The following is a 15,507-nucleotide window of genomic DNA, read 5'->3' as shown; positions in this document are numbered from 1 at the left end:
TTCCTCGGGGCGGCGACCCTCACCGATGGGGGGGGGGGCCACACCGTCGCTCACAGATGAAAGTGAACGTCGAAGCGTTCCTGCTGGGGCAGGAGTTGATCGAACGACTCCTCTCCCGCTCGGATGCGTCCCAGGGCGCGGAAATAGTCGAATCTGTCGACGCCAGGGGTCAGGACAACAAGCAGGTCGGCCGTCGAGCCGGGAGCCGCGCCAAAGGCGTGCGGCACCCCTGGTGGGACACAGAACAGCCCGCCGGTCTCGACAGTCGTCGTGGTGCCCTCCGCCGTGAACCATGCCGCACCGTCCAGTACGTAGAACAGCTCCGTGGACCGGACGTGGTGGTGGGTGGATGCCCCGGTCGCTCCACGGGCAAGGGTGAGGCGGTTCGCCCCCAGCGCCCCGCCGGTGTCCGAGGCATCAGCCAGCAGAACGAACCGGCCTCCGTCGGGAAGGCAGATGTGCTCCGAATCCTGGATGTTCACAGCCAGCACGTGACGGTTCTCGTCCATGGTTGGTCGCCCTTCGGTGTTCAAGTGGGGGTGGTGCGCGGACGTGTTGAGGCCGTCCGTCGCTGACGACATCCATTCGACGCCGGGAAGAAGAGATCAACCACAGGCTGTTGCCAAAGACAGCGTTCACCGATCGTGAAGAATCCCGTGAAGAGGCGGCATGGAACTCAGGCAGCTGCAGTACTTCGTGGCCGTGGCGGAGGAGGGCGGCTTCGGCAGGGCCGCCGACCGGCTGCACATCGTGCCCTCCGCGGTCAGCCAGCAGATACGCCGCCTGGAGCGGGAGTGGAACATGCTCCTCTTCGAGCGCACCACCCGCCGTGTACGGCTGTCCGCCGCGGGCGAGCGGATGCTGCCCGAAGCACGCGCCGTACTCGCCGCCGCAGACAGCGCCGCGCGCCTCGCCGATGCCATCCAGGCAGGCGACGAGGGAATTCTGCGCCTGGGCACCCTCCACCTGCCGGGAGGCCGCCTCGACAATCTCCTCTCCCGCCTCGCCGCCCAAGCCCCTTCGCTGCAAATCCGTCTGCGGAGCCTGCCCGTCGCCGAGCGCCTGGACGCCGTACGGACCGGAGACCTGGACGCGGCGCTGGTACGAGCAGCTGCCTGCCCAGCGGGACTGACGGCCATTCCGGTCTGGACGGACCCGCTCTACGCCGCACTCCCCGACAGCCACCCACTGGCAGCCGAACCCCACCTGGAACCAAGCATGTTGCGCGACCTACCGCTCCGGCTCGCCGCCCGCGAGGACAACGGCCCCTTCCACGACCTGGTCACCGGAGCCTTCCGGGCCGCGAATGCGCTACCTCCCGCGGGACCACCTTTCACCGGACTGCAGGAGACGCTGACCTCGATCGCCACTTCCTCGGAGCCGTCCTGGACGGTCTTCTACGAGGTGTGGGGCCTCCCACGGACTCCCCGCGTGGCAGTGCGCCCGCTGGCCACCCCAGCCATCACGACCTACCTCGCCACACGTCCGGGAACGCCGGGCCCAGGCCTGCGCCACTTGCTGCGGGCCCTCCCCGGATAACCTTCGGCGGCCGACTTGCCCGCAGTCGCCGGCTGCGCGCGAGCCCACCTGAGTGGGCCATGGCGGGCGAACTTCCATAGGATCTCGTAGCGAATTGGCGCCACCGCGGTGCCAATCCGCTGTTGTCCGGACAGACGGATCTGGGCCGGAGACCCGAACCGTTCCAGCAGGGCCAGGAGGGCCGGGGTTGCACGCGTAGGCCCAGGGCACTGTTCCAGATGCGGGGGTACCACCGTGAACAGGCCGCGGAGCCGATTGGACGGCCGGTTGGCGTCGGCATAGTGCGAGACAGAGCCCGAGTAGCCGCGTCAGTTGTTCGCGATGTCCGTTGCTCATGCACCGCAGCGCGATTGCCCCCAGCCGGCAGGGCGAGGCGCGGACGGTGTGGTTGAGTGCATCCTCTCGGAGGATGACGGTGGTTCCGCCGCGCGGCTGATCGCAGGGCGCAGGCCTCGTTCCAGCGGCCATTCATGACAGCCGTGCAGGCTGATGGCTGGCGTTGAGGGCCGTTTGAAGATGAGTCGCATGAGCATTCACCCGACGACCTCAACTGTCGCATCCCTGGCTGCACCGCCCCGTTGGGCGGTCTGGGCAGCCCACCTGACCGCGCTCGTCGTTCTGCCGAGCGGGCTGATCCGCATCATTTGGGTGCTCGGACACCCGGCTGGGTACACAGAAGCGGGCTTTGTGCCGTTCGAGACGTTCGGCGCCAAGGTGTGGATGCTGACGCTCAGCGTGGTCAGCGAACTGGTCGCGTTCCTGGTCATCGGTCTGGTGCGGCCGTGGGGTGAGGTCGTACCAGGCTGGATACCGCTGATCGGAGGGCGACGGGTCCGCCCCCTGGCCGCAGTCGTGCCCGCCTTCCTCGGCTCAGCGGCTCTCACTCTGATCTGGGCCACCATGCCCTGGTGGTGGACGCACCCGCACGACGACATGACACCCACCGGAAGCCTTGTCGTCGGCATCCTCTATCAACCGCTGGTCCTCTGGGGACCGCTGACCGCAGCCGTTACCTTCTCCTACTACCGTCGCCATCGCGCTGCGCTGCGCCGGGCTTCGGGCGACTGAAGGCGCTCAACGTCACGGTGACGTCAAGCTCGCGGCACCCCGGGTGAGCATGAGTCACAGCCGTTGGCTGATCTTCTGTTGGCTCATCAGGTTCTCCAGCTCCGCCTCCGTCAGTGGGTGCAGCGTGTTCAGGAGGCGGCGCAGCCCGGGTTCACCCAGGGTCTGGCTGGTGACTTCGATCTCCGTGCTTCGGTGGCGGCGGCTGAGGGTGACACCACGGACGCCACCGGAAAGATCGCGTACCGTGCGCATCTCGCCGTGTGCGTCCACCGTGCAGGTCACGCTCCTTTCCGCTGGCTCCGGGCACGCGAATGCCGACCACTCCGCGTCCACCGGGCGCACCACAAGACCCACCCAACCGGTCTCGTACCCCGCCCGGACGGGGACGTAGTCAACGCTGAAGGAGGCGGGACCCACCTCTGCATGCGACACCTGCATACCTGACGGGGCAGCGCCCAGGTACAGCAGTTCCTTCTTCTCCCAGTACCGGGCGACCTCCGCCGCATTCTGGCGCTGTCGTTCCTGCGCCGGGCCGATGTAACCCCCGTAAGCCACCGCGGCCGCCACAACGGCCAACGCCCCCAGCCGCACCCACGGCCCCGGCACGAATAGCGCGGCGGCCACGGCGTAGGGCATGCCCGTCAGCGCGATCCGGACACCGGCGCTCCCCAGGTCAACGCCCTTGCTGTAAGCGGCCAGACCTGCCAGGACCCCGAGGGTTCCGAGGATGAAGACCAGTACGGCCCAGCCCATCCGCCGCCCTGCGGAGCCGCACATCGGTACCACGGTCTGCACCGCAACGCCGGTCGTCGACAGAGTTCCCACCAGCAGCGGCACCCCCAGTAAGGCGAGCAGCACAGTCATACCGGTCCCACCGGCCCAGCCCGAGGTGAGCAGTCCGAAGCCGAACACCGGCATCGCAACCATCATCAGCGCCCAGACCAGAAAGAGATGCAGGGCCGTAAGCGCCCCTCTGCCGCTCGTCATGCCGCGGAGCCTGTCAGCCGACCGTGTCCCACACATGAGTACTCGTACTCAGCTCGCGCCCCATCTGCGGGCGATGTGCAGAGAAGTCGGCGTCTCGAAGCCAGCAACGGCCGTATGGCTCAGGTGTCGTCGAAGGTCACGTCTGTCGTGTGTAACTGCTGAAGACGAGCATGTACGGACGCTCCCTTTCGCTCTGCTGGTGGCACGCATCCGCACGAGCGAATGAGCCCAACGACCTCAGGCGAGCCCTGTTGCTTTGCCGGACCTGCGGACCGGAGGGCCGAGGACCTTGCCGACCTCGACGGATACGGCGTCGAGGAGTTCCTCACCGAACAGGCAGAGGGTCGCCTCCCAAGGGTGTCCAAAACTGCCGTAGCGGAAGTCTTCCGAGAGGTAGATGTAGTAATCCCCGTCGGGGTACGGGCTCAGAGGCCAAGCGGCCTGTCCAGGACCACCGACCGCCTGCGGCGCGAAGCGATACGACGTGTGCTGCCAGTCGAGCGCGAACAGCGTGCCCTGTGGGCCGGCGCAGGAGGCCAAGCCCTGCTTGACCGCCTCGACCAGGCGGTCCAGGCGCTCGTACCCCGGATCGTCGTCAAGTCCAGTAAGGCTCCAGGTGACCGACGCCACGGGCTCCTTGATACCCGGCCACTTGAACGAGCTCGTGCTCGGACGGAAGTTGAATTCCTCGTAGAAGCGGTCCCATACGCGTTGGTACTCAGCCTCTGGCAGCGCGGTCACGGGATCCTCCATCATGCCGCGACCCTATCGAAGCGCCCGAGTGAGGATCGGAGGCAGGCTTCTTGTGGAAGTGCGGACAGCCCCGACTCACCCGTACCTCGACCTCGGCCGATGCCCACCTGTGGTTGGTGGGCTGGGTCCTGCGGGGTAGCGCCTTCGAAGTGCGTACAAGTACGGGAGCGGGCGGCCGACCATTCCTGAGCGGCGCGCACGCGGGCCCGTACGCCTGCACACAGTCGGAGTGGAGCTGAGGAGAGTACGCGGTACGAGGGGACTTCCGGGGCATTGCCGGGCCGGTCTTTTGACGTCGAGGACGCTGCCGAAGCGACTGTATCCACGGTTGTGGCTGCCTCGTACTGCCCGTTGCTGCCTGCAGACTGTTTTCAGTGCGCGTGAGTGAGCGTCGACGGTCATGGGGTACGCATGAGCGTGCGTCGGTCATGCCTCTGGGGATGGGTAACCATCGCTGCTGTACGTGGTTTTGGGCTTGGTCCGGTCCCGGGCGAGGTGCGCGACCTCCTCCTCGCGGGTCCGCACATTCGGACGCAGAACTGAAACGGCTCGGCACCACTCCGGTTCCCGGCCCAATTCGTGAAGGGTTTGCTGCATGCCTCGTTCGATCGCCACCAATTCCAGGGTCGACCTTGCCGGACTGCTGGACTTCGTCCGGCCCCGGCACCGGGCGCTGCTGCTGACGCGGCGCGCGGACGGTTCCCCTCAGGCGTCGCCGTTGACGTGCGGCGTCGACAGCGAAGGCCGACTCGTCATGTCCACCTATCCGGAACGGGTCAAGACCCGCAACGCCCGCCGTGACCAGAGGGTCAGCGTCGTGGTGCTGTCCGACGAGTGGAACGGCCCGTGGGTACAGGTCGACGGGGACGCGGAAGTACTGGATGTCCCCGACTCGGTCGAGCCGCTCGTGGAGTACTTCCGCAGCATCTCCGGCGAGCACCCGGACTGGAATGAGTACCGCGAGGCGATGGTCAAGCAGGGCAAGTCGCTGATCAGGGTGGTGCCCAGGCGCTGGGGCCCTGTCGCCACGGGTGGTTTTCCGGCGCGTCTGGCATCCGAGGACTGAAGCCCCGACGGGGATTTCCGGCGAATCCCGGCCCGTGTTGGGCTCCTGTACACCGGGAACACCGGTACTTGCCTCGCTGGCAGCCCACTGCACTTTCCTCGGCGCCCGTCCGGCCGTGGAAGGCTCCGAGTTGCCGTCCTGTGGGGCCGAGGTCGCCGGTGGGTGCGTGGTCCCGGCGGTCGACGTCGCTGTCGAGGAGAGCCCCGTCACCCTCGCGCAGGTCGCCGGGCGAGGTGCAGGAGGTTTCGGGCTTTGGCGGGCCGTGGATCAGGGATTGGTCCGGGTGGCGGCGCGGCGCGGAGAACTGGTGGGCACGTGACGACGACCTCGCGGACCTCCGTACCGGCGACCGAGTCTCGGCGCACCCCGCTCGTTCTTGGCCCTGGCCAAAGACACCGGGCCACTGAAACGATCAGGGCATGCGCACGCCACCAGACCGACTGCCGTTCCCCATTCCGACCAGCACTCTGAACTCTCCGACCCGCGATGCCAGCTGGCACCAGCACGCGACCTGCTCGACGAACAAGGGAGCCGTCTCGCTGGACGCGGCCTTCTCGTCCCTGTCCGTGATCGCTGCGGCCGAAGGAGCGGACGAAGTCGTGGGCGTCACTGCACTGTGGGGCGACGGCACGGGGGCGTGGCGCGGGTGGTTCGCCTACGGAACGGCAATTTGGTACCAGGAAAATGGCTGACCATCGTTGGCCCGGACGCGACTTCTCCGCCTCTCCATGGCTTCTGGATGGCCTTGCACCCCAGAGTGGGATCCGGTCCGTGTGACGGAGTGCGTCTGCCGCATCAATGCGAAGTGGAGAGTCCCTGTAGGCGGGATCGGCATTCGGATCAGCAGGGCCAGAGTATGAGAGAAGAGCGCCATAGTGTTCGTACAGCGGTGACGGCAGCACGTGAGGGAAGGGTATGCAGTGAGAAAGCCCGAGAACTCGTCCTATCCCGTCTGGAGCTATGCCCATGAAGTGGCGTATGCCAACCCGATAGAAATTTCTCGGCAGCCCTGTCCGGAGTGCGGTGAGCGGACTCTGAACTTGGTCTATATCGTCGAGGATCTCGAAGACGGAGTGGGCCTGTTTTCCTTCTGGTGTGGCTCTTGTCTCTTCGGGATCATGCCCAGAGGGAATACTGAGGTTCCCCCGGGCGGGGCGAAAGTGAAATCCGGCCAGGAACAGATCCCCAACTACACCCTGGTCTGGGACGAATGAAGGGGACGATGGAGCCCACAGGGGAGCCGCACTGATGCTGCGTGCTGCCGCAGTCGCGGCTGCAGGGATGGGAAGCGTTGTGATGGCGCGTTCACCGGGAGCCCGATCTCCTGGCCGTGGGGGAGTGGCTCGCACAACACGGCAGAACTCGTCCGCAGAGGAACGCGCCGTCATTGGTGGCGTTGCTTTCGTCGGAGTGGGAAATCAACCGAGCGCCTACTGAGGACGGCAGTACCCGCTGCTAGCTCACCCAGATCCAGCCATTTGCTTCCACCTTCAGGGCTCAAGGGCCGACCTGCGTCATGCTCAACTATCCGCGTGCCCCTGAACGGGAGTAGAAGCCAGAAGCAAATTCGACCAGTGCCGTGATGTCGGTGCGTGCGGGTTCGGCATGGCCGCCGATCCAGCGCACTAGCTCTGCTGAAGAGACTTCGTGGACGAGGGAGAGACAGTAGGCCTTCGTAATGTCTGGGAAACACTCTTCGCACACGAGCTGCTCACCGGCGAAATCCGCCCCCAGCGTCGATAGCGAACCAGTCACCACCCACAACCAGCCGCCCGGTCATGAAGATGAGGAATTGTCAAGACCTGTGGATGGGAGCCGTGCCGACCCAGCGGTGGTAGGCGTCTACGTCGACGTTGCTGCCGCACACGATGGTGACGACGTGTCGGTCGGCGAAGCGGTCACGGTCTTCGAGGATCGCCGCGATGCCGAGCGCGGCTGACGGTTCGACGACGAGGCCGGCGTGGTCGAGCAGCATCCGCATACCGGCGATGATCGACGCCTCCTGGACCAGGACGGCGTCGTCAGCGACCAGGAGGAGGTCGTCCAGGACGGCCGGGATGGGACGTCGGCCGGCGACGCCGTCAGCGATGGTGTCGGTCGAGTCGGTGGTGACGACGCGCCGCTGGCGCCACGAGTGTGTCAGCGCCGGTGCGCCCAGCGGCTGGACGCAGATCACCTCGACTTCGGGTGCCAATGCCTTCATCACATGACCCACGCCGGTGGCCAGCGCCCCGCCGCCGAGAGCGATCAGGACGGTGTCGAACGACGGCGCGGTGTCCACCAGTTCCAGGCCGATGGTCGCCGCGCCCTCGCAGGTCTCGATGTCCAGGCTGTCTTCGACCAACCGGATGCCGTCGCAGCGCGCGATGACTGTCGCCCGCTCGCGAGCCATCTCGTGGTCGCCGTCCACCAGCTCCAGCTCGGCACCCAATGCGCGGATGCGATCAAGCTTGGCCCGAATCGCAAAGCGGGATGCCACGACGGTGACGTCGAGCCCACGGCCGCGACCGGACCACGCGAGGGCTTGGCCAAGGTTTCCCGCGCTCGCGCACACCACGGCTCGCGAGGCGTTGTCGGGGAGCAGGCTCGCGACTACCTCGGTGCCGCGGGCCTTGAAGCTGCGGACCGGGTTCGCGGTTTCGAGCTTGATGCTCATCGTGCACCCGAGGCCGGGCTCCAGCGCCTCGCAGCGATACAGCGGAGTGTCGAGAAAGATGGGGTCGATTACCCGGCGAGCCGCCCGGATCCGAGCAGTGTCGAGACGCGTCTTCACGGCACAGAAGCGTAGCGCCACCGGGGGCCGGTTCCATGAGCAACTGCCATGAGTTGTAGGTCGGTTGAGGTGCGTCACGCTGCGACGGGTTCCTCGGGGCGTTCGACGAGGTGACCGTTCTCGAAGCGGGCGCCGGCCCGGACGAGGGCGACGAGGTGGGGCGCGGTGACCGCGCGCCAGCGGGCCTGGGCGGACTCGACAAGCTTGAACACCATCGCCAGGGCTGCGGCCGGGCTGCCCGCACCGCGGGTGACCTTGGTGCGAAGTTTCACCGTGGAGAAGGTCGACTCGATGGGGTTCGTGGTCCGCAGGTGGATCCAGTGCTCGGCCGGGAAGTCGTAGAACGCCAGCAGTTCCTCGGCGTCGTCGGTGATCTTCGCGACGGCCTTGGGCCACTTCGCGGCGTAGGTCTTCGCGAACGCCTCGATGGCCTTCTCGGCGTGCGCGCGGTCCTCGGCGTTGTAGATCTCCTGCATCGCCTTCGTCGCGCCCGGTTGTGCGGACTTCGGCAGGGCGTTCGTGACATTGCGGGCCTTGTGGACCCAGCACCGCTGATGCCGGGCAGCCGGGAACACCTCGGCCAGCGCCGTCCACAGGCCCGTCGCGCCGTCGCCGACCACCAGCTCGGGATCGTGCATGCCCCGGCGGCGGCAGTCACGCAGCAGGTCGGCCCACGACTCGGTCGACTCGCGCAGCCCCTCTGCCAGCGCGATCAGCTCCTTGATGCCGTCCAAGCGCACCCCCATCAGCACCAGGACGCAGGAGTGCGCCTGCCCGAGCCGGACCTTGGGGTGCACCCCGTCCGCCCACACGTACACGTAGTCGCTGCCGGCGAGGTCCCGCTGCTGGAAGGCGGCATGGTCGTCCTGCCACTGCCTGGTCAGCCGGGTCACGGTGGCCGACGACAGCCCGGCCGCCGAGCCGAGGAACTGCTCCAGCGCGGGCACGAAGTCGCCGGACGACAGTCCATGCAGGTAGAGCAGCGGCAAAACCTCGGAGATCTTCGGGGACTTGCGGCACCACGGCGGAAGGATCTTCGAGGAGAATCGCATCCGCTCGCCGGTGGCCGCATCCACCCGCCTGTCGTTCACACGCGGGGCCGTGACCTCGACGGGGCCTGCAGCGGTGGTCACGGTGCGGGGACGGTGGTGACCGTTGCGGACCACCAGGCGCCGCCCGACCCCGTCCGTTTCGGCGGCCAAATCGGCTATGTACTGGTTGACTTCGGCCTCCAGCGCGGCGGCGAGCATCCGCCGGGCGCCCTCGCGCACGATCTCGTCGATCAGGGAGCCGGACTCGGACGAACCATCGGCATTCACTACGCTGAGCACGGGCGTGCCTTCCCGACCCGCGCTGCGAACGCGGGCCTACTCGATGACCAGAAGTCGATCACTCGGGGAGGTACGCCCTTCGCGTCCAGCCCGAGGTCGATCCACAGGTCATGAGCATTGCTCCATGAAGATCGCCATCTGCAACTGGAGTACTAGCTCATGGGCCGCTACCGCAGGGGTTTACCTTTGCTTCCACCCCTGAGTTGATGTGCCGTGCACAGAGCTTTCGTACAGTCCTGATCCGCGTGCTCGTCGGAGCCGCTGTCCATCTGGTCGTTCACCCGGCGGAGGTTTCTCATGCGGATCGCAAAGCCACGGATTCTCCTCGCAGCGCTCGCTGTCACGGCGGGGGTACTCGTCCCCGTGGTCAGTGCAGCCCCAGCCCAGGCATACGCAGCCTGCGGCAAGAGGGTCAGTGACAAGGACAACAGCACCTGGCACGCCACCGCCAACGGAGCCAACATGCGTTCGGGCTCCAATACTGGCTGTTCCATCAACGGCCTGGCAGCAAGAGGTGATGTGCTTGATTACCACTGCTACACCTACGGCGCTTGGCAGGGTGAGCAGCGTTATGCCTGGACGTATGCGCGGAACACCCGCACAGGTGTCGAAGGGTGGTTGCGGACCGACACCATGAGTGACTTCGGGAGCAGCGTGCCGTGCGGCTTCTGAGTCATCGGTAGGCAGGCGAAGGCGCAGCCGCAGGCATGGCGCGAGGTCCGGCCTTGGTGCCTGTTGCTGCCGGGCCGCATCGTGTGGAGTGGCTACGACGTGAGACGGCCCGCCTCGGCAGATGTCATGCCGGGGCGGGCCGTTGTCACAGGGGTGGCTTGCCGAGTGGCCGTCGGCCGGTTTCACCACGAGGTGGTGGCCTCCTTGGCGGCGGCTGGTGACGGCGAGACTGCCAGGTGCCAGGCGCCTGGCACCTGGTCGACAGGGCGATCGGGTGCCGCAACACTCCAAGGGCTCCGGCGATACTGCCGCGCGGGCGATACTTGGCACTTGGCGCGACATGCGCCCGTCGCGCGAGTCGGCACGGTCGGCGACCGCGGTGGGCGCGGTTTTCGATCGTATCGAGGGGAGCGTGCATGAGCACGGCGAAGGACCTGTTCATCATCGTCATGGACTCGAAGTCGCCGGATTCCGTGGGGCAGGGGGATTTGTCGCTCGCACTCGCCGGTGCCGAGCTGATCGACCTCATCGGTGCGGGGGCGGTCGTCGTGGACGGCGACCGCATCGTTCCCGGTGAAGCCCCGTCGCCGGACGACCGGATCATGGCCGAGGCCGCGGCAGGTGTCACCCGGCAGGCTCCGTACGAGCGGATCGAGGACTGGCTCTGGCGTCGCGGCCAGGACCTCTCGGCCACGTACCAGGCTGCTCTGGAGGCGGACGGTGAGCTGACGCGCAAGCGGGGCGGCCGGTGGTCCCTGGCCCCGGAGCGCATGGAAACAGCCGACACTCCGGCACGCCGGCGTGCGGCGGACCGCTGGGACGAGCAGGATCCCGTCCTGGTGGCCCTCGCCTCGGCGGTGGGCCTCGACGCGGAGCGCCCCGGCGACGTATCCGGCCCCGGCGCCGAAATCGGTGTTGACGACGCGGCCGGTTCCGGCGAGGCACGCGGTCCCGGCGACGACATCCGTCCCGGCGGCGCAGCTGGTCCCGACGACGCACCCGGTCTCGGCGACGAGGCGGTGACGACAGTGGTGGCCGTGGTCAACGACGCTCTGATGGAGCTGGAAGCCGTACGGCAGAGGCGGACCATCGAGAACGCGGCCTTCGCCAACCTCTGGCGAGGCCCGTGAGCCGAGCGCGGCCATGAAGGGCGTGTGAGGGGCGACCCGAGGTTCGGTAAGGGGCGGGGGTCGTCGCGTACCCAGGTCATGGACGCCCCACCACCCCCGTGACCTGCACCGCGCCCCGGACGTGGCCCGCATCACAACAGGAGCGGGCCTCGATCCCGGAATGCGTCGGCGTCCGGCACGGTTGGCACACGGGAATCCGAACTCTCACGCGTACCTCCGGGTACTTGAGGAGGAAGTCCCCCGTGACCGACGCCGCATCGTCCGCATCCCACGCAGCCGACATCCTGTCCCGCCCCGTCGCGCTGAACGGCCTGACCGTGCCGAACCGCATCGCGATGGCCCCCATGACCCGCCAGTTCTCTCCCGGCGGTGTCCCCGGCGAGGACGTCCGGTCGTACTACGCGCGCCGGGCCGCGGCGGGTGTGGGGCTGATCGTCACCGAAGGCACCTACGTCGGTCACCAGTCGGCCGGCGACAGCGATCGCATACCGCGGTTCCATGGTGAGGAGCAGCTGGCCGGCTGGGCGCAGGTCGCCGCAGACGTGCATGCGGCGGGCGGCACGATCGTGCCGCAGCTGTGGCACATCGGGATGGTGCGCAAGGAGGGCAGCCCGCCGTTCGCCGACGCTCCCACGGTCAGCCCCTCCGGCATCGCGGCCGACGGCACCGAGGGCGCGGGCCGGGCGATGACCCGGGCCGACCTGGACGACGTCATCGGCGCCTTCGCGCAGGCGGCCAAGGACGCCGAGCGCATCGGCTTCGACGGCGTCGAGGTGCACGGTGCCCACGGCTACCTCCTCGACCAGTTCCTGTGGGAGGGAACGAACCGCCGCACCGACGGGTACGGCGGCGACCCGGTCGCCCGGACGAGGTTCGCCGCCGAGATCGTCGCGGCGATCCGCGGCAGCGTCTCCGCCGACTTCCCGGTGATCTTCCGTTACTCGCAGTGGAAGCAGCAGGCGTACGAAGCCCGCCTCGCCGAGACCCCGCAGGCCCTGGCGGAGATCCTCGAACCGCTCGCCGCTGCGGGCGTCGACGCCTTCCACGCCTCCACCCGGCGCTACTGGAACGCCGAATTCGACGGCTCGGACCTGAACCTGGCGGGCTGGACCAAGAAGCTCACCGGCAAGCCGACCATCACCGTGGGCTCCGTCGGCCTCGACGGCGACTTCATCCGCGCCTTCGCGGGAGAGGGGTCGCAGACCAAGGGCATCGACGACCTGCTTGAGCGCATGGCGCGCGACGAGTTCGACATTGTCGCTGTCGGGCGTGCCCTGCTCCAGGACCCGCTGTGGGCACAGAAGGTCCTCTCGGGCCGCTTCGACGAACTCAAGCCGTACGACGCGGCGGCACTGAAGACGCTCAGCTAGGCGCAGCGCCGTTGCCTTGTCCGGTGCCTTGTGGTCGGGCCGCTCACGGTGGGGTGGGTGTGGGCGGCCCGGACGGGTGGTTTGGTGGGCGTGGGCGTGGGCGGTGGTGGTGTTCTGGCCGCTTGGGCCGGTGGTTGGACATCATGCGCTGCACGACCTGCCCGTGGCTGGCTGCGGACGCTCCACGGCGCCGGAGATTCGGGGGCCCGGAGGCGGCGTCCCCCTCTTCGTCAAAGGTGCGCCGGGGCAATGCGTTTGACCTCTTGCAGGGGTGCGGTGGTCCGGACGTCCAGAATGCCGGGGAGCGGTCCGACGCGCCGGTCGAGGAACTCGTACAGGTCGTAGGGGTTCTGGAAGATGCCACTCGCCACCAGATTGGCGGTGCCGGTGACGGCGGCCGCGAAGGGGATCTCGGGGTGCATGGCCAGGGCCTCGCCGACTGTACGCAGGTGGGCGGGGGCCACACGCAGCCACAGGTGGGTGTTCATGTGGTAGCCGAGGAGGTGCGGCGCGAAGTCGACGGCGAACGCCAACGCTCCCTCGGCGCACAGGCGGCGTAGGCGCCGCTGAACGCTGGACGACGCACGGCCGGTGGCCGTGGCAAGCTCGGGCAGCGTCGCCCGGCCGTCCCGGGCCAGCTCCGCGAACAGGGTGCGGTCGGTGGCGTCCAGGGGCAACGGGGCTCGTCGGCTGCCCGGATCTTCCGTCGGCGACGGTCCAGCGGCTCCGAAGCGGGTGGCGTGCCATGTGGTGGTGTCGCCGATGAAGGTCCGCATCATGCAGTGCGCACTGGCGGAGACGACGTGCGGGGTGCGAGGCAGCTTCCGCAGCAGCAGCGCGTCACGGTCGGCGGCGGTCCGGGTGCTCAGGGCGCCGTAGATCTCCGTACTGCCGGAATCGACCGTCACCCAACTGATGTCCGGGCGGCGGGCCAGGGCCCTCGCGGTCGCGTCCGCCGTGCCGGGAGCGCAGCGCAGACAGAGCAACCAGCGGGTCAGACCGAGCCGGGAGGGCACCGGGCGGCCGACAACGCGCAGTCCGAGGGTTCGAAGACGCTGGTAGCGGCGGGCCACCGTGCGCTCGGAGACGTCGAGCGCGTGTGCGGCGCGGCTCAGCGGAATCCGGCCGTCGAGCTGGAGGAGCCGGACGAGGCGCTGCTCCAGGTCGTCGATGTCGCTGTCGTAGGGGGTGCTGGAATCCACCATCAAGTCCCCTTCCGGCGCCGGTTTCTTGCATTGCCCAGGGTATGGCTTGGGGAGGGAGGGCGAGCCCGTGGAAGGTGATGCGGCAGCCACCCTTCCTCTCCCAGGAGAACCCGATGAACCAGCATGTGGACGCCGAAGGACCGCTCGCTCTCGTCACCGTCGTGGACGGGTACGTACCCGTCATCGACCTGTCCGCGGCCGGCACGGACCCGGGCCGCGAGGCCGTCGCCCAGGCCATCGGCCGGGCCTGTGAGACGTCCGGGTTCTTCGTCGTCGTGGGTCATGGAGTGCCGCAGGCTCTGATCGACCGCATGTACGCGACGACCAAGGCGTTCTTCGCCCTCCCCCGGCAGGAACGGGAGAAGGCCGTCGGCGGTCCGGACACCTGCGGGCTGCGCCCCTCCGCCGGCAGCGCGGCCAAGAGCATGGGTCTGGACGCACCACCGGACCTGTGCGACGTCTTCACCGCCAACGCCCTGGGGGAGTACGACACGGACCGGCGGCGCGCCGAGGGCGGTGGCGACACCTCGGCACCCTGGGTCCGGGCCAATCTCTGGCCCGCCGAACCGGTGGATCTCAAGAGCACCTGGCTCGCCTACCTGCGGGCAATGGAGAGCCTGGGCAGGCAGCTGATGGAGCTGTTCGGGCTCGCGCTGGGCCTCGGCGCCGACTTCTTCGACGACAAGGTCGACAGGCACATCTCGACGATCGTCGCCAACTACTACTACCCGCAGACCGCACCTGCGTTGCCCGGCCAACTCCGTAAGGGGGCGCACACCGACTGGGGCAACGTGACCGTCCTCTACCAGGACGCAGTGGGGGGCCTCCAGGTACGTCACGACGCTCCTGCGGCCCACGAAGACCAGCAAGGCTCCCCGGGAGGGGAGGATGACGGCTGGCGTGACGTGCCCTTCGTCCCCGGCAGCTTCGTCATCAACATCGGGGACATGATGCAGTTCTGGACCGGCGGCCACTGGTCGTCCACCCTGCACCGGGTTGTCAACCCGGCCCAGCACGACGGGCGTTCACGCCTGTCACTTCCGTACTTCTTCATGCCCAACCACGACGCCAGGGTCGAACCGATCACGGGCCTTCGCGGGTCGCGGCCGATGGACCCGGACAAGTGCGTCACCACGCCGGGGCGTTGGTACCGCGAGATGATGGCGGCTACCTACGCGTGACCCACGGGGGCCCACCGGGCCCTCGGGCCGGAGGGCGGGCGGCAGGTAGGAGCGCGGTCTGGTGGGTGTCGGCGGAGAGTGAGACGGGCTGTGGGGAGCTGCCATTGACGGCAGGCAGGGCAGCCCGGACGGCCTGCTGGATTGTCCCTCTCATGCGACTTCGGGCAGAACACGCCGGTCGGCGAGGCCCGGGACGCCGCCCATGCCTTCCTGGCGCAGGTGCAGGCCGACCAGGGGGTCGTCGTGTCCGAAGGGGTACGGGGGTTGGTGGCCCTGGTGGAACTGGTCGCCAGTGCCTGAGGGTATGCCCCGGGCCTGGGTCCGCCTCGCCCTGGAAGGCGACCCGACCGTCGTCCAGGACAGCGTTCGACACCTACAGGGCTCGCGCTCACCCCGCACGGCGGATTCCGATTGCGAGTGGGTCGGCCGGAG

The 15,507-nt window shown here is 68.1% G+C and carries 16 protein-coding genes; 10 read left to right on the top strand and 6 right to left on the bottom strand.

Annotated features, from left to right (window positions below):
• Positions 1-50 precede the first annotated feature (50 nt).
• The gene (locus ACFYVL_RS01245) at positions 51-509 is read right to left on the bottom strand and encodes a cupin domain-containing protein (protein WP_389240479.1); all 459 of its coding nucleotides are present in this window, start codon (positions 507-509) and stop codon (positions 51-53) included.
• 160 nt (positions 510-669) lie between these two features.
• On the opposite strand from ACFYVL_RS01245, the gene ACFYVL_RS01240 reads away from it, so the two are divergent.
• On the top strand, positions 670-1,539 hold the full coding sequence (locus ACFYVL_RS01240; protein WP_389240477.1) for a LysR family transcriptional regulator: 870 nt from the start codon (positions 670-672) through the stop codon (positions 1,537-1,539).
• A gap of 516 nt (positions 1,540-2,055) precedes the next feature.
• Positions 2,056-2,607, top strand: a complete 552-nt coding sequence (locus ACFYVL_RS01235) for a hypothetical protein (protein WP_389240476.1) — start codon at positions 2,056-2,058, stop codon at positions 2,605-2,607.
• Positions 2,608-2,661: 54 nt separating this feature from the next.
• Here the strand turns inward: ACFYVL_RS01235 and ACFYVL_RS01230 are convergent, their stop codons facing one another.
• Both ACFYVL_RS01230 and ACFYVL_RS01225 read right to left on the bottom strand, forming a co-directional pair.
• On the bottom strand, positions 2,662-3,594 hold the full coding sequence (locus tag ACFYVL_RS01230) for a hypothetical protein (protein ID WP_389240474.1): 933 nt from the start codon (positions 3,592-3,594) through the stop codon (positions 2,662-2,664).
• A 237-nt stretch (positions 3,595-3,831) separates the two neighbouring features.
• Positions 3,832-4,350 carry a DUF2716 domain-containing protein gene (locus ACFYVL_RS01225; RefSeq protein WP_389240472.1) on the bottom strand — a complete coding sequence of 173 codons (519 nt, stop codon included), beginning with the start codon at positions 4,348-4,350 and terminating at the stop codon, positions 3,832-3,834.
• Positions 4,351-4,942: 592 nt separating this feature from the next.
• Here ACFYVL_RS01225 and ACFYVL_RS01220 point away from each other — a divergent pair.
• From ACFYVL_RS01220 to ACFYVL_RS01210, 3 genes are all read left to right on the top strand, one after another.
• On the top strand, positions 4,943-5,413 hold the full coding sequence (locus ACFYVL_RS01220; RefSeq protein WP_389240470.1) for a PPOX class F420-dependent oxidoreductase: 471 nt from the start codon (positions 4,943-4,945) through the stop codon (positions 5,411-5,413).
• Between the two features lie 419 nt (positions 5,414-5,832).
• A complete protein-coding gene (locus ACFYVL_RS01215; RefSeq protein ID WP_389240468.1) occupies positions 5,833-6,105 on the top strand; it encodes a hypothetical protein in 273 nt (90 codons plus the stop codon).
• Positions 6,106-6,333: 228 nt separating this feature from the next.
• Positions 6,334-6,627, top strand: coding sequence for a hypothetical protein (locus tag ACFYVL_RS01210; RefSeq protein WP_389240467.1), 294 nt, complete (start codon positions 6,334-6,336; stop codon positions 6,625-6,627).
• Between the two features lie 581 nt (positions 6,628-7,208).
• On the opposite strand, the gene ACFYVL_RS01205 is transcribed toward ACFYVL_RS01210, so the two are convergent.
• Together ACFYVL_RS01205 and ACFYVL_RS01200 are read right to left on the bottom strand one after the other, a co-directional pair.
• The gene (locus ACFYVL_RS01205; protein WP_389240465.1) at positions 7,209-8,186 is read right to left on the bottom strand and encodes a threonine/serine dehydratase; all 978 of its coding nucleotides are present in this window, start codon (positions 8,184-8,186) and stop codon (positions 7,209-7,211) included.
• A 74-nt stretch (positions 8,187-8,260) separates the two neighbouring features.
• A complete protein-coding gene (locus tag ACFYVL_RS01200; protein WP_389240464.1) occupies positions 8,261-9,517 on the bottom strand; it encodes an IS256 family transposase in 1,257 nt (418 codons plus the stop codon).
• A gap of 297 nt (positions 9,518-9,814) precedes the next feature.
• Here ACFYVL_RS01200 and ACFYVL_RS01195 point away from each other — a divergent pair, with 297 nt between their 5' ends.
• The 3 genes from ACFYVL_RS01195 to ACFYVL_RS01185 all read left to right on the top strand — a co-directional run bounded on the left by ACFYVL_RS01195 (position 9,815) and on the right by ACFYVL_RS01185 (position 12,689).
• Positions 9,815-10,189, top strand: coding sequence for an SH3 domain-containing protein (locus ACFYVL_RS01195; RefSeq protein WP_389240462.1), 375 nt, complete (start codon positions 9,815-9,817; stop codon positions 10,187-10,189).
• Between the two features lie 416 nt (positions 10,190-10,605).
• The gene (locus ACFYVL_RS01190; protein ID WP_389240460.1) at positions 10,606-11,319 is read left to right on the top strand and encodes a GPP34 family phosphoprotein; all 714 of its coding nucleotides are present in this window, start codon (positions 10,606-10,608) and stop codon (positions 11,317-11,319) included.
• Positions 11,320-11,561: 242 nt separating this feature from the next.
• Complete coding sequence (locus tag ACFYVL_RS01185; RefSeq protein WP_389240458.1) at positions 11,562-12,689, top strand: NADH:flavin oxidoreductase; 1,128 nt, start codon at positions 11,562-11,564, stop codon at positions 12,687-12,689.
• A gap of 230 nt (positions 12,690-12,919) precedes the next feature.
• Here the strand turns inward: ACFYVL_RS01185 and ACFYVL_RS01180 are convergent, their stop codons facing one another.
• Complete coding sequence (locus tag ACFYVL_RS01180; RefSeq protein WP_389240457.1) at positions 12,920-13,894, bottom strand: Lrp/AsnC family transcriptional regulator; 975 nt, start codon at positions 13,892-13,894, stop codon at positions 12,920-12,922.
• Positions 13,895-14,007: 113 nt separating this feature from the next.
• Here ACFYVL_RS01180 and ACFYVL_RS01175 point away from each other — a divergent pair, with 113 nt between their 5' ends.
• The gene (locus ACFYVL_RS01175) at positions 14,008-15,075 is read left to right on the top strand and encodes an isopenicillin N synthase family dioxygenase (protein ID WP_389240455.1); all 1,068 of its coding nucleotides are present in this window, start codon (positions 14,008-14,010) and stop codon (positions 15,073-15,075) included.
• Between the two features lie 141 nt (positions 15,076-15,216).
• Positions 15,217-15,375, top strand: a complete 159-nt coding sequence (locus ACFYVL_RS01170) for a hypothetical protein (protein ID WP_389240453.1) — start codon at positions 15,217-15,219, stop codon at positions 15,373-15,375.
• The last annotated feature ends 132 nt before the right edge of the window (positions 15,376-15,507 follow it).

This window comes from Streptomyces sp. NPDC004111 (genome assembly GCF_042874215.1).
In the GTDB taxonomy this organism is placed as follows: Bacteria; Actinomycetota; Actinomycetes; order Streptomycetales; family Streptomycetaceae; genus Streptomyces.
This window is presented reverse-complemented; position numbering and strand designations above follow the sequence as displayed.